At 35.9% G+C, this 14,526-nt stretch carries 9 protein-coding genes; 7 read left to right on the top strand and 2 right to left on the bottom strand.

The annotated features are described in order from the left end of the window. Positions 1-80: 80 nt before the first annotated feature. Together HMPREF2801_RS08970 and HMPREF2801_RS08965 are read right to left on the bottom strand one after the other, a co-directional pair. Positions 81-581 carry an LURP-one-related/scramblase family protein gene (locus HMPREF2801_RS08970; protein ID WP_070612043.1) on the bottom strand — a complete coding sequence of 167 codons (501 nt, stop codon included), beginning with the start codon at positions 579-581 and terminating at the stop codon, positions 81-83. A 117-nt stretch (positions 582-698) separates the two neighbouring features. Next, positions 699-2,690: a urocanate hydratase gene (locus HMPREF2801_RS08965; protein ID WP_371327455.1), complete on the bottom strand. Its 1,992-nt coding sequence runs from the start codon at positions 2,688-2,690 to the stop codon at positions 699-701. Between the two features lie 439 nt (positions 2,691-3,129). On the opposite strand from HMPREF2801_RS08965, the gene hutI reads away from it, so the two are divergent. The 7 genes from hutI to HMPREF2801_RS08930 all read left to right on the top strand — a co-directional run bounded on the left by hutI (position 3,130) and on the right by HMPREF2801_RS08930 (position 14,492). Beyond that, entirely contained in the window at positions 3,130-4,395 is a 1,266-nt protein-coding gene (gene hutI / locus HMPREF2801_RS08960) for an imidazolonepropionase (protein WP_070612039.1), read from the top strand. 412 nt (positions 4,396-4,807) lie between these two features. Beyond that, positions 4,808-6,343 carry a Na+/H+ antiporter NhaC gene (nhaC, locus tag HMPREF2801_RS08955; RefSeq protein ID WP_070612037.1) on the top strand — a complete coding sequence of 512 codons (1,536 nt, stop codon included), beginning with the start codon at positions 4,808-4,810 and terminating at the stop codon, positions 6,341-6,343. A 64-nt stretch (positions 6,344-6,407) separates the two neighbouring features. Continuing rightward, positions 6,408-6,926, top strand: a complete 519-nt coding sequence (locus tag HMPREF2801_RS08950; protein ID WP_070612035.1) for a hypothetical protein — start codon at positions 6,408-6,410, stop codon at positions 6,924-6,926. Positions 6,927-7,265: 339 nt separating this feature from the next. After that, on the top strand, positions 7,266-8,867 hold the full coding sequence (locus HMPREF2801_RS08945) for a gamma-glutamyltransferase family protein (protein ID WP_070612030.1): 1,602 nt from the start codon (positions 7,266-7,268) through the stop codon (positions 8,865-8,867). Positions 8,868-8,878: 11 nt separating this feature from the next. Next, positions 8,879-10,870, top strand: a complete 1,992-nt coding sequence (gene uvrB, locus HMPREF2801_RS08940) for an excinuclease ABC subunit UvrB (protein ID WP_070612028.1) — start codon at positions 8,879-8,881, stop codon at positions 10,868-10,870. A gap of 12 nt (positions 10,871-10,882) precedes the next feature. Continuing rightward, complete coding sequence (uvrA, locus tag HMPREF2801_RS08935) at positions 10,883-13,699, top strand: excinuclease ABC subunit UvrA (RefSeq protein WP_070612027.1); 2,817 nt, start codon at positions 10,883-10,885, stop codon at positions 13,697-13,699. 1 nt (position 13,700) lies between these two features. Continuing rightward, on the top strand, positions 13,701-14,492 hold the full coding sequence (locus HMPREF2801_RS08930) for a L,D-transpeptidase family protein (protein WP_070612025.1): 792 nt from the start codon (positions 13,701-13,703) through the stop codon (positions 14,490-14,492). Positions 14,493-14,526: the final 34 nt, after the last annotated feature.

Below are 14,526 nucleotides of genomic sequence, written 5' to 3'. Positions count from 1 at the left end.
TAGGTCCAACTTTATGGGGTCACAACATTTAATTTTTAGCAGATTTTTTACTTTAAATTTTCTTGTATTACTTATATTTTTTAGCCAGCGGAATTAGATCTAGCTCTAGCAGTGTCCTTTATATTATTTAGGCAAAGGGTGAGGGCGAGGAGGGCTTCTGTATAATTTTCATGGTGAACTGTGAGCCTATAGGTATCAGTCATGGCAAAGAAAGTCTTTTCGATTTCCCCAATTAAGTCAGAGCCTCTATAAATGTCAAAGTTTAAATCTATAAAGTTTCCCTTTAGGTTGAAAGTCTCTCCATCGTAGTCAACTTCAACTTTTCTTGTCAAAAAACTTAACTTTGACTCAACTCTCATATACCTTCCGTCAGTAAAATTCACATTAAATTTTTGAAAAAGGTTAAAAATTTCCTTGTCAATTTCTAAAATTGGATTTCTATTAGCATCAGAAATAGTGGAAGAATAGCCGATGAGTTTAAAGTCTTGGTCCACAAAATAGGCGTCATTGCCATCTTCATCTAAGATAGCATAGTGGTCTGTAATTTTAAAAAATTTTTCCTTGAAATAATAATTTTTCATTCTACACCTCTTTATAAGTAAATTATACCATGAAGTCACTTTTTTTATTAATTATAAAAAAGAAAGAGAGCATAAAAAAGCCCCACAGTTTCCTGTAGGGCAATTTAAGATTATTTATTAGTCGATATTAAGTGAATCAACAGCATTGTCAATTAGTTCATCTTTTACAAGATAAGGAATTGTAATGTGTCCGAATTCATTGTCTTCGTTAAATTCTTTAGTTACTTCGATAGCGTGATCATTTCTAGCCCAGTTACGTCTAGCAACACCACTCATAACGTCCCAAGTAAGTGAAAGTTTGATAATTTCGTCAACCATTTCAGATCCGTCAAGTACTAGACCAAATCCACCGTTGATTGATTTACCAATACCAACTCCACCACCGTTGTGAAGAGCAACAAGAGACATACCTCTTGCACAGTTACCTGCGAAACATTGAGTAGCCATGTCAGCCATTACATTAGAACCATCTTTGATGTTAGAAGTTTCTCTAAATGGAGAGTCTGTACCAGATACATCGTGGTGGTCACGACCCATCATAACAGGACCAATCTTTCCTTCTCTAACAAGTTCGTTGAATTTAAGAGCAATGTCAACTCTACCCTTAGCATCTTGGTAAAGAATTCTTGCTTGAGTTCCAACTACTAATTGATTCTTTTCAGCGTCTCTGATCCAGATATAGTTATCCATATCTTGGTATCTTCTGTCTTTATCTATACATTCCATTGCAGCGTGGTCAGTTGCAATTAAGTCTTCGTGTTTACCACTTAGGCAAACCCATCTGAATGGTCCATATCCATAGTCAAATAGAAGTGGTCCCATGATGTCTTCTACATAAGAAGGCCAAATGAATCCGTCTTTGTCGTCTTTACCGTTCTTAGAAACTTCTTTAACTCCAGCATCGTAGATAGCCTTTAAGAAAGAGTTACCATAGTCGAAGAAGTAAGTTCCCTTAGCAGTAAGGTTCTTAATAACTTCAAAGTGTTGTTTAAGAGTTTCATCAACAAGTTCATGGAATTTCTTGATGTCAGTTCTTAGTAGTTCAGTTCTTTCTTCGAAAGTGATTCCTACTGGACAGTATCCGCCATTGTATGCGTTGTGGCAAGAAGTTTGGTCAGAAAGTAGGTCAATGTGAACATCGTTCTTGTCCATGTAGTGAAGAAGATCAACAATGTTTCCGTGGAAGGCAATTGAAAGAGCTTCTTTCTTTGCAAGAGCGTCTTGAGCAAGTTTAACTGCTTCTTCAGGAGTTTCAGCAAGTTTCTTGATCCATCCTTGTTCAAGTCTAGTTTCAATTCTTGAAATATCAACTTCAGCGATGATAGATACAGCACCTGCGATATCTCCGGCTTTACCTTGAGCACCAGACATTCCACCAAGTCCAGATGAAACGAATAATTTTCCAGCTAAGTTATCTTTTTCGCTAAGACCAAGTTTTAATCTACCAGCGTTAAGAATAGTGTTGTAAGTTCCGTGAACAATACCTTGTGGTCCAATGTACATCCAACCACCAGCAGTCATTTGTCCGTAGTTAGCAACTCCCATTTCTTCTGCGATTTCCCAGTCTTCAAGGTTGTCGTATTCACCAACCATAAGTCCGTTAGTGATTATAACTCTTGGAGAATTTTTTCTTGACTTAAATAGTCCAAGTGGGTGACCAGATTCCATTACAAGAGTTTCGTCATCGTGCATAATTTCAAGATATTGTTTGATTAAGTTGTATTGCATCCAGTCGTGACAAACTGAACCTGTTTCTCCATAAGTTACAAGTTCGTATGGATAAAGAGCAACATCAAAGTCTAGGTTGTTGTCGATCATTACTTGGAAAGCTTTTCCAGCTAAGCAATTTCCTTTGTATTCGTCAATTGGCTTGCCGTAAATTCTTCCTTCTGGTCTGAATCTGTATCCGTAGATTCTTCCTCTAGTTGTAAGTTCTTCTAAAAATTCAGGAATTAATTCTTCATGATATTCTTCTGGGATATATCTTAGAGCATTTCTAAGGGCAACCTTAGTTTGGTCCTTTGAAAGTCTAAATCCTCTATCAGGAGCTCTTCTAATTCCTTGTTCAAAAGATTTTTTTTCTGGTAAGTTTTTGATTTGTACCTTCATAATCTTTTGAACATCTGCGTTATGATTATTAATCACTTTTATCAACCTCCATTTACTTGCTATTATAAATTAAAATATTTAAAAAGTAAATACAAAGGGAAATTAATTTCCTAAAAAATTAAAAAAATTTTAAAATTTTATAGAAAATGCGAAAATCTCGTGGGAATTGTGGTTATCAGTAATACTGGACTATCTGTTGATTTATTTACCATGGTAAATTAAAGAAACGAATCGTTTTCAAATTAAAAAAAGAGACTAATATATAGGATTTAATTTATAAAAATTTTTCTAAAATATGCAAAAAATTTTTCCTCCTTAATTCCTATAATAATAGAATAAATTTCCCAGAAAAATTTTTTGATATAAAATAGAAATAATAATTTATTATTTAATGGGTATAAAAAATGTGTTAAGATAAGGACAGATAAAAGGAGGAATTATGAAAGCGGATAAAATATTAATTAATCTTGAACAAGTTTTTTCACCAAAAGACATTGGTAGACCACTAAGAGGTGAAGAAATGAATGAAGCCGACATCTTAGAAAATGCTTACATCGCTATTAAGGATGGAAAGATCTTAGAAGTTGGTGAAGGCAAGGGCTACGAAAATTTAAAGGATGACAAGACAGAAATAGTTGACCTTACAGGAAAGGTTGCAACACCAGGTCTTATTGACGCTCACACTCACTTAGTATATGGCGGAAGTCGTGAAAATGAATTTGCAATGAAGCTTAATGGTATGGAATACCTTGAAATTCTTGAAGCAGGTGGAGGAATTCTCTCTACACTAAAGGCAACTGACGCAGCAAGCTTTGATGAACTTTACGACAAGACTAGAGACCTATTGGAACACATGCTAGTTCATGGTGTAACAGCTGTTGAAGCAAAAAGTGGTTATGGAATAACTCTTGAAACTGAACTTAAGGAACTTGAAGTCCTTGAAAAGTTAAATAAAGATTTTCCAACAGAATTAATTAGAACTTTCATGGCAGCTCATGTAATTCATGAAAAATATAAGGACAATTCAGATGAATATGTTGACATAGTAATTGACATGATGCCAGAAGTTGCCAAGAGAAACTTGGCAGAATTCTGTGATGTTTTCTGCGAGAAGGGAGTATTCACTGCTGAACAATCAGAAAGAATACTTGAAGCTGCAAAGGAACATGGCTTTAAATTAAGAATCCACTCTGATGAAATTGAAAACATTGGTGGCGTAGATGTTGCTGCAAAAGTTGGAGCAGTTTCTGCAGAACACTTAATGGTAGTAGATGAAGGTGAAATTGAAACTCTAGCAAAGGCAAATGTTATTGGAAACTTACTTCCAGGAACAACTTTCTCCCTAATGCTTGACACTTATGCACCAGCAAGAAAGATGCTTGACAAGGGAATGGCAATTACACTTTGTACAGATTCAAACCCAGGATCTTGTCCAACAGCGAACCTTCAATTCATCATGCAACTTGGCTGTCTTGAAATGAAATTGACTCCAATTGAAGTATTTAACGCAGTAACTATTAACGCTGCCTACTCAGTTGACAGAGCAAAGACTATGGGATCCTTTGACAAGGGCAAGAGAGCAAACATTACAATTTTCGATGCTCACAACATTGACTATACACTTTACTTCTTTGGAACAAATCTATGTAAGCAAGTTTATGTAGATGGAGAACTTGTAGTTGAAGATAGAAAACTAGTTAAATAATGTTTTTAATTTAATAATTTTAATTGAGTGCAGGTGAAGTTCACTTGCACTTTTCTTTTATTGAAAATAAAATTTTGCATAGAAGTTAATTTTAATAAAAATATTTCTATAAAAAACAATGATTTAATGCTGTTAATTAAAGAGTTAGAGAATTTTTATAAAACAATTTTACACAAAAAAATTGTAAGACATAGTAATATGTTATCATGTAACGAGACTAACGGATTGTATTTTTTCTTGTAATTGTGCCATTTTTTAAATTAATTGATTGACTTGTAGGTCAATCTAGGTTAGAATTTACTTAGAAAACATTTTCAGCGATACAAAATTCTTTTTAAATTGTATCGCAAGCATATTAAAAATTTTTTATGCAAAATTAATATGCTAAATGATATTTCGAGGAGGTTATTATATGAAGAACGAAGGTCAAAAAGCTGTTAGACTTCCTAGTTTTATAGGAGCATTCTTGCCAATTATTACAATGGTTTGTTTAATGGTTTATGTTTTCAACTTTTCTGATGGCGTTTATGACGGAGCTCATATGCCATTAGTTATTGCAATTGTAGTTGCATGTGGAGTTGGAGCAGCATGTGGACATAGTTTTTCTGATATGCTTGAAGGAATGATCGAAAGACTTACAGCTACTCTTGAAGCAATTTTAATTCTACTTACAGTAGGTCTATTGATTTCATCTTTCATGATTTCAGGAACTATCCCAGCAGTTATTTATTATGGTTTGAAATTACTTACACCACAAACATTTTTACCTATAGGATGTATTCTTATAGCAATAGTTGGTCTTGCTTGTGGTTCATCTTGGACAGCAACAGGAACAATAGGTATTGCCTTTATGACAATTGGTGTTGGTCTTGGAATTAGCCCTGCACTAACAGCAGGTATGGTTATTTCAGGAGCTTATGTTGGAGATAAATTCTCTCCACTATCTGATACTACAAACCTTGCAGCAGGTGTTTCAAATACTGGACTATTTGACCACGTAAATGCAATGGTTTCTACTACAGGACCTGTTTTTATTATTTCACTTATTATTTACACAATTCTTGGTTCAAGAATTAATGGTGCTAACTATGATCCTACAATTGCACAAGGAATCCAAGAAGCACTAGCAGCAAACTTTAATCTAAACCCACTTGTACTTCTTCCAATCATAGTAATTGTAGTTGTATGTGTTATGAGAGTTCCTGGACTTCCTGGAGTTCTTATTTCAGTAGCAACTGGTGTATTATTTGCAGTTATTTTCCAAGGTGGATATAATTTAGCTGGATTATTTGGAGTACTTCACTATGGTCCAGGAATTGAAACTGGAAATGAATTTGTAGACGCAGCTCTTGCTAAGGGTGGTATGGATAATCAAATGTGGACAATCAACCTAATTATTCTTGCAGTATCCTTTGGTGGTGCTCTTGAAAAATGTGGTTCTGTTGAAAGAATTTTTGGAAATATTAAACATAAAATCAACACTGTTGGCGGACTTGTTTTCGCTACAATGCTTACATCAATATTCTGTGATGCAGCAATGTGTGACCAATTCTTAGGAATCGGTGTTCCTGCTCCACTATATGATGATAAGTATGATGAACTTGGTCTTGCAAGAAATATGCTTTCAAGAACACTTGAAGATGCTGGTACACTTTGGGCTTGTATGTTCCCATGGACAGCTTGTGGAGCTTACCAATCTGGAGTACTTGGCATGAGTCCATTCGTTTACTTCCCATTTGCTTTCGTAAACTTACTAAACCCAATTTACGCTTGTGTAACTGCACTTATGGGCAGAAATATATTCTGGGCTGACGGAGCTTACACAAATTTATTTGGTAAAACAAAGATGAAGAAAGCAGCTGCTGCTCCTGAAGAAGCACACAAATATGCTCTTGCTCAACTTGAAAAATTAAGAGCAGAAGGAAAAGCACCAAAGGTTAATGCTTAATTTAAAGGCTTAATTAAGCAAAGACTAAAAATTAAAAATAATTGAATTAGAAAGAAGTGATTATGTGTCAGAAATAAAATTACCTTGGGATGATGACAGCGAAGCAATTAAATACGTGTATGTAAATCCAAGAAAAAACTTTTCTGAAAAATATGCCTACATAATCACTTCTATTTTGATTATATTAGGCATAACCACAAAGTATAAGCTTACTTTAATTCTTGCACTCTTATTATTATTGTCCTTATTATCTAAGAGATATGTATCAGTAACTGCCAAGGGACTTGAAATGTACACTGACATGAAAATTACTCACACCTACAATGTGTGGGATTGGTCAGACATTGAAGCTATTACTTATGAAAAGAAAGCTGAAGAGCCTAAGTTAATACTTTTATATTTCACAAAGGGAGATATAACTAAGAGATTTTTCTTTGATGAAAAGGATAAGGAAAGTGTTTTTGACTTAGCTAAAAAGCACAACAAAAAAATAAAAATTTATGATGCTTGGGAATATAAACAAGATCTCAAAAGATTTAAAAAAGAGATGAAAAATATGAACAAGAAGAATCGTAGAAAATAATAATTTTAATTTTGAGAGAGACTTCAATTTGAAGTTTCTCTTTTTTTCTTTTGATTTTTTAGGCACTACTCTAATCCAATCCTACATAATATTTTTTTGATGAAATAATTTTAAGCTAAGAAAAATTTACAACAAAGAAAAATTTTAAAAATATAAAAAACTTTAGAGTAAAAAATTTTTAAAGCTAGGGAAAATTTAAATTTAAGAATATTTTCAACAATAATCACTAGAAGTTGAATTATTTACCTTTTAATTATAGAATTATCTTTAGTTGATAAAGCTTTGAGTGATAATTTTTAGAAATAAAAAATAATTTTTATAAAATATGAGGATGATTAAATGAATTTTGATTACAATAAATATCCCTATCCTTCCACAAGAAGGACCATCTTTGGGAAAAAGGGAATGGTGGCAACTTCTTCAACCTATGCAACAAGTGCTGGAGCAAAAATTTTGCTTGAAGGGGGAAATGCAATTGATGCTGCCCTTGCCGTATCTATGGCCCTTCCTGTAGTTGAACCGACAGGCAATGGTCTTGGCTCAGATATGTTTGCTCTCATTTATTTTGAAGGCAAGCTCTATGGCATGAATGCCAGTGGAAGAAGTCCAAAATCTATTTCCATTGATGCCTTAAAGAAAAAGGGTTATGACAAGATGCCTTCTTGTGGTGTAAATGTAATTAACACGCCGGGACTTATTGGCGGTTTCATGAAAGTTCATGAAGACTTTGCCACAATGAGTCTTGAGAAAATTTTTGAGCCTGCAATTTCTTATGCAGAAGAAGGTTTTGCAGTCACTCCACAAATTGCAAAGCTTTGGAGAGAAAGTGTAGAAAAATACAGAAAATTTAATAGAAAAGAATTTGATGAATTTTTCAAAACTTTTACAATAGAAGGAAGAGCGCCGAGAGCTGGAGAAGTTTTTTCCTGCAAAGACATGGCAGAGACCCTAAGAGAAATTCGTGACACTAGGGGTGAGTCCTTCTATAGGGGTAGTCTGTCAGAAAAAATTTCATCTGAAGTAGAAAGATTGGGCGGATTTTTAAATGAAGAGGACTTAAAAAACTTTACTCCAAAATATGTTGATCCAATTTCAACAAATTATAGGGGCCTTGACATTTGGGAGATACCGCCTAACGGTCACGGTATTTCCGTCTTAATGGCCCTAAATATTTTAAATAAAATGGAAATAAAGGATAGATCTGACATAGGAACTATGCACAAAATTATAGAGGCCATAAAATTATCCTTAACTGATGCAAAGACCTTTGTGGCAGATCCTGATTCAATGAAGATAAAAATCGAAGAGCTTTTGTCAGAAGAATATGCTGAAAAAAGAAGGGCTGAGATAAAAGATTTTGCTGAAATGCCAAAGTCTTATGCAATAAAATCATCAGACACAGTTTATTTTGCCACAGCAGATAAGTATGGCAACATGGTTTCTATGATTCAGTCAAATTATGCTGGCTTTGGGTCAGGCATTGTAGTGCCAGGGACAGGCATTGCTCTTAACAATAGAGTTGAAAACTTTTATTTTGAAGAGGGGCTGGCAAATTCACTTGCAGGAGGAAAGCTTCCCTACCACACAATAATTCCTGGCTTCATGACAAAGAAGGGCGAGGTCCTTGGAGCCTTTGGCATAATGGGAGCCTTTATGCAGCCACAAGCTCATGTGCAGGTCCTTATGAATATGCTTGATTTTAATTTAAACCCACAGGCTGCTCTTGATGCACCTAGACTTATGTGGACTGGCGACAAAAACATTGAAGTCGAGTGTGACTTTGATGACGATATAATTGATGGTCTAAAGAAACTTGGTCACCATGTCAGTGTAATTAGTGATTTTAAAAACATGGGCCGTGGACAAGTTATTTTGAAGAAAGATGATGTTTATATTGGCGGAACTGAAAAGAGGACGGACTCCAATATTTTTGCTTTTTAGAAGGTGATTAAGTGAAATTTAAAATTCATTCAGACTACAAGCCTACTGGCGACCAACCTCAGGCAATTGATAAATTAGCTGAGGGCATAAAAAAGGGCTACAAGCACCAAAATCTTTTAGGTGTAACAGGCTCTGGCAAGACCTTTACTATGGCAAATGTAATAGAGAGGGTGCAAAAGCCAACTCTTGTAATTGCCCACAACAAGACTCTTGCCTATCAACTTTGCTCGGAGTTAAAGGAATTTTTCCCAGAAAATGCAGTTGAATTTTTTGTGTCCTACTATGATTATTATCAACCAGAGGCTTATGTGCCTGGGACGGACACTTTTATAGAGAAAGATTCTTCTATAAATGATGAAATAGATAAGCTTCGTCACTCTGCGACTATGGCTCTCTTTGAGAGAAAGGATGTAATAATTGTAGCATCAGTTTCCTGCATCTATGGATTGGGAGATCCCATTGACTACGAACAATTAGCTATTTCTCTTAGACCTGGCATGATTAAGGACAGAAATGATGTCATGAGTAAGCTCGTGGACATTCAATATGTGAGAAATGATTATGAATTTAAGCGTGGAACCTTTAGGGTTCGTGGAGATATTTTGGAAATTTTCCCTGCATCTTCTTCTGAAAATTCCATTCGCGTTGAATTTTTTGGCGACGAAATAGATAGAATCACAGAAGTAAATGCCTTGACTGGGGAGGTCTTGCACTACCTAAATCACGCCTACATCACGCCAGCATCTCACTTTGCAACTTCAGAAGAAAAGGTGAAGAGGGCAATAGTGACCATAGAAGAAGAACTTGAAGAGAGACTAAAGGTCTTAAAGGACCAAGAAAAACTTTTGGAAGCACAAAGGCTTGAGCAAAGGACTAGATACGATTTAGAAATGCTTTCTGAAATGGGCTTTTGCTCTGGCATAGAAAATTATTCCAGACACTTATCTGGCAGGACTCCAGGCTCAAGACCCTACACATTAATAGATTATTTTCCCAAGGATTTTCTAACTATAATAGATGAATCTCACCAAACAATTCCACAAATTAGGGGAATGTTTAACGGCGACAGATCTCGTAAGGAAACTTTAGTTGAATATGGATTTAGGCTTCCTTCTGCCCTTGACAATAGACCACTAAGGTTTAATGAGTTTGAAGAAATGATGAACCAATGCGTCTATGTTTCTGCAACGCCAGGTCCCTATGAACTTGAGCATACAGAGCAACAAGTTGAGCAAATTATTAGGCCTACGGGACTTCTGGACCCAATAATAGAAGTTAGACCAATAAAAAATCAAATTGACGACATAATAAATGAAATAAATGGAGCTATTGAGAGAGGGGAAAGAGTTTTAATAACAACTCTTACTAAGAGAATGTCTGAAGATTTATCAAGACATTTAAAAGAAATTGGGTATAAAGTAACTTACATGCATTCCGATGTTGATACTTTGGAGAGAATGAAAATTATAAGAGATTTGCGTCTTGGAGAGGTGGATGTCCTTGTTGGCATTAACCTTTTGAGAGAGGGTCTTGACCTTCCAGAAGTTTCGAGAGTCTGCATACTTGATGCAGACAAGGAAGGTTTCCTTCGTTCTGTGACATCACTTATACAAACGGCAGGTCGTGCTGCGAGAAATGCCGAGGGAAAGGTTATAATGTATGCCGATACAATAACTCCGTCAATGCAAGTTGCCCTTGATGAAACTTCTAGGAGAAGAAAGATTCAAGAAGCCTACAATAAAGACCATGGCATCACTCCAAAGACAATAGTTAAGGGTGTGCGTGAAGTTATTAACACTGCCATTGCTACAGAAGATAGCCTTGACTTTAAAGAACTTGTAGATACAGATAATGAATTTACAAAGGATGAAATAAATGAAATGATTGATGCTCTAAAACCTGAAATGTACAGGGCAGCAGAGGAACTTGACTTTGAAAGGGCTGCTGAAATTAGAGATAAGATAAAGGACTTAAGAGAGAAGAAAAAATCTGCCCTTTTATAAAGAGGTGTTAAATTGAAAGATGAAATAATAGTAAAGGGAGCCAGAGTCAACAACTTAAAAAATGTTGATTTAAAAATCCCAAGAAATAAATTTGTAGTTTTCACTGGACTTTCCGGTTCAGGAAAATCATCCCTTGCCTTTGACACAATTTATGCCGAAGGTCAAAGGAGATATGTTGAAAGTTTGTCTTCCTATGCCAGACAATTTTTGGGACAAATGGACAAACCTGAAGTGGATTACATCGAAGGCATGAGTCCCTCAATTTCCATTGACCAAAAGACTACATCAAAAAACCCAAGGTCAACTGTGGGCACAGTTACAGAAATTTATGACTACCTAAGACTTTTATATGCAAGAGTTGGTCATGCCTTTTGCCCAGAATGTGGCAAGGAAATTTCTTCCTACACAATTGACCAAATAGTTGATGAAGTTATGAAGTTAGAAGAAAGGACCAAAATTCAAATCCTTTCTCCAGTGGTAAGGCACAGGAAGGGTCAACACAAAAAAGTTTTTGAGAAGATAAAAAAGGATGGCTTTTTAAGGGTTTTTGTTGACGGAGAAATGCATGACATTTCAGAAGACATTGAGTTGGACAAAAACAAAAATCATGATATAGACATTGTTGTTGACAGAATTATTGTAAAGGAAAAAATTGAATCAAGACTTGCAGATTCTCTTGAAATTGCAACAAATTTAAGTGACGGTATTGCCAAGGTAAATGTTCTTGATGGTGAAGATTTAATTTTTTCAACAAAATTTGCCTGCCCTCACTGCAATATTATAATAGAAGAAGTTACACCAAGGTCCTTTTCCTTTAACTCACCTCTTGGTGCCTGCCATGAGTGTAAGGGTCTAGGATTTTCTAAGGAAGTTTCCAGAGACTTAGTAATTCCTAATAAGGAACTTTCCATAGATGAGGGAGCAATAGCCTGCTACTCCAACTCCAAGGGGACTTATTATTATGAAATAATTTCTGAAATTGCAAAGAAATTTAACTTTAGCACAAAAGAGCCAATAAAAAATGCACCAGAAGAATTTATGAAGGCAATTTTTGAGGGCTATAAGGGAAAATTGAGCTTCTCCTTCAATTCCTTCTTCTCAGGAGAAAAAAAATACTCTGGTGGCTTTGAGGGAATTTTAAAAAATTTAAAGAGAAGATATACTGAATCCAGCTCCGACAGAATGCTTGACAAAATTGACGAATTTATGGAAGAAGTTCCCTGTCCAAAATGTCATGGTTCAAGGCTTAAAGATTCTTCTCTTTCCATAAAAGTTGGCGGCCTAAATATTTTTGAGCTTACAGAACTTTCCATAGATAAGGCCTTGGAATTTTTCAAAAATTTAAAATTCACAAAAAATGAAATGATTATAGCTGAAGAACTTTTAAAGGAAATAAAATCTCGTCTTGAATTTTTGGTAAATGTAGGTTTAGAGTACCTTTCCCTATCAAGAATGGCGGGAACTCTTTCTGGTGGAGAAGCACAGAGAATTAGGCTTGCAACACAAATTGGCTCACAACTTGTGGGCGTAATTTATGTCCTAGACGAGCCCAGCATTGGACTTCACCAAAGGGACAATGCAAAACTTTTGGAATCCCTAAGAAATTTAACGGACATAGGAAACACACTAATCGTTGTAGAACACGATGAAGACACAATGTTTGCAGCTGACCAAATTGTTGACATTGGACCCCTTGCTGGTGTAAATGGTGGAAGAATAGTTGCACAGGGGACTGCTGAAGAGATTATGGAAGTTCAAGAGTCGATTACTGGTGCCTATTTAAGCGGAAGAAAGAAAATTGAAGTGCCCAAGGAGAGAAGAAAGTCCAATGGTAAATCAATAAAGGTCATAGGGGCCAGTGAAAATAATTTAAAAAATATTGATGTAGAATTTCCTCTAGGCGACTTTATCTGCGTAACTGGCGTTTCTGGTTCAGGCAAGTCCTCTCTAGTAAACGAAGTTTTATATAAAAGTCTTGCACAAAAAATAAATAAGTCGAGAATAAAACCTGGCAAGCACAAAAGTGTGGAAGGACTGGAAAATATTGACAAAATTGTTGATATTGACCAATCACCAATTGGAAGGACTCCAAGATCAAATCCTGCCACATATACTGGTGCTTTTGATATAATAAGAGATATATTTGCATCTACTAACGAAGCAAAAATGCGTGGCTACAAGAAGGGGAGATTTTCCTTTAATGTAAAGGGCGGAAGGTGCGAAGCCTGCAAGGGCGACGGAATTTTAAAAGTTGAAATGCACTTTTTGTCTGATGTCTATGTGCCTTGCGAAGTTTGCAATGGCAAGAGATACAATCGTGAAACTCTTGAAGTTAAATACAAGGGCAAAAATATTTACGATGTCCTAGATATGACAGTGGAAGAGGCAATTGACTTTTTCCAAAATCACGAGAGAGTTTTGCGAAAGCTTGAAACCTTAAGAGATGTAGGCTTGTCCTACATCAAGCTTGGACAATCTTCTACCCTCTTGTCAGGTGGAGAGGCACAGAGAATAAAACTTGCCACAGAACTTTCTAAGAGGGCAACAGGCAGGACTCTCTACATTTTAGATGAACCTACAACGGGACTTCACTCTGAAGATGTAAATAAACTCATAAAGGTTTTGGAAGAGTTAGTAGATAGAGGCAACACTGTCATTACTATTGAACACAACCTAGATGTCATAAAGTGTGCCGATTATATAATAGATTTAGGACCTGAAGGCGGCGATGGTGGAGGAGAGGTTCTCTTCACTGGCACCCCTGAGGAAATTGTTAAGTGCAAAAATTCTTACACTGGAGAATTTTTAAGGGATAAATTGGAGGATTAATTTGAAGAAAATTAAAAAAATTGGAATTTTTATTTTAGCTGCAAGTCTCTTGCCAAATTTTGTTTTTGCCAAGGGCTTTGTCAGAGAAAATAGTTTTATGGATAAAAGCGGCGTTGAAAAGAGAGATGAAATCAAAAGATGGCAAGCTCGCATGAATTTGCCAGTGACGGGAACTCTAAACGACAAGACTAAAGAGGCTCTACACACTGAAAATTATGAAGTTTACGACATGGTGACAAATCCACCAACAAAGGGCAAGTGGATAGTGGTAAACAAGTCAAGAAGAACTCTTACTATGTATGAGGGAAATCAGTCTATTGGCAAGTATCCAGTGACACTGGGTACCAATGCCACACCAACACCATCTGCAAAGGGAAAAATTCAAAATATGCACAAAAACCCTGCCTGGGGCGGAATGAATGGAAAGTACAAACCAGCTAAAGCTGACGACCCCAACAATCCCCTTGGGGAAAGATGGATGGGCCTAAGATTGCCTGGAGCAAGCGGCTACGGCATTCATGGAAATATTAAACCTCATCAAATTGGCGGCTACTATTCCAACGGCTGCATAAGACTATTTAATTATGATGTGGAAAATTATGTATTTCCAAATATGTCTGTGGGTTCACCGGTGTGGATAGGTACAGATAATGAACTTGAATCTTGGGGCGTTTACCAATATTCAAGAGTTAAAAAGGAAGAAGCTAAGGCGCCTGTAGAAGAAAAAGTTTCAGCAGAGCAAAAAGAAGAGACTATAGAGAGTGTACCAGCAGGAGATCTTTTAGAATTTTAATTAAATAAAGTAATAAAAATCGTTGAAATTCAAT

Origin of the sequence: Peptoniphilus sp. HMSC062D09, from assembly GCF_001811425.1 — a bacterium.
Lineage (GTDB): Bacteria > Bacillota > Clostridia > Tissierellales > Peptoniphilaceae > Peptoniphilus_A.
This window is presented reverse-complemented; position numbering and strand designations above follow the sequence as displayed.

Excerpts from the sequence above, each read along its gene's own strand:
- HMPREF2801_RS08970 (WP_070612043.1), bottom strand. The coding sequence starts at position 581 with ATGAAAAATTATTATTTCAAGGAAAAATTTTTTAAAATTACAGACCAC.
- HMPREF2801_RS08965 (WP_371327455.1), bottom strand. The coding sequence starts at position 2,690 with ATGAAGGTACAAATCAAAAACTTACCAGAAAAAAAATCTTTTGAACAA.
- hutI (WP_070612039.1), top strand. The coding sequence starts at position 3,130 with ATGAAAGCGGATAAAATATTAATTAATCTTGAACAAGTTTTTTCACCA.
- nhaC (WP_070612037.1), top strand. The coding sequence starts at position 4,808 with ATGAAGAACGAAGGTCAAAAAGCTGTTAGACTTCCTAGTTTTATAGGA.
- HMPREF2801_RS08945 (WP_070612030.1), top strand. The coding sequence starts at position 7,266 with ATGAATTTTGATTACAATAAATATCCCTATCCTTCCACAAGAAGGACC.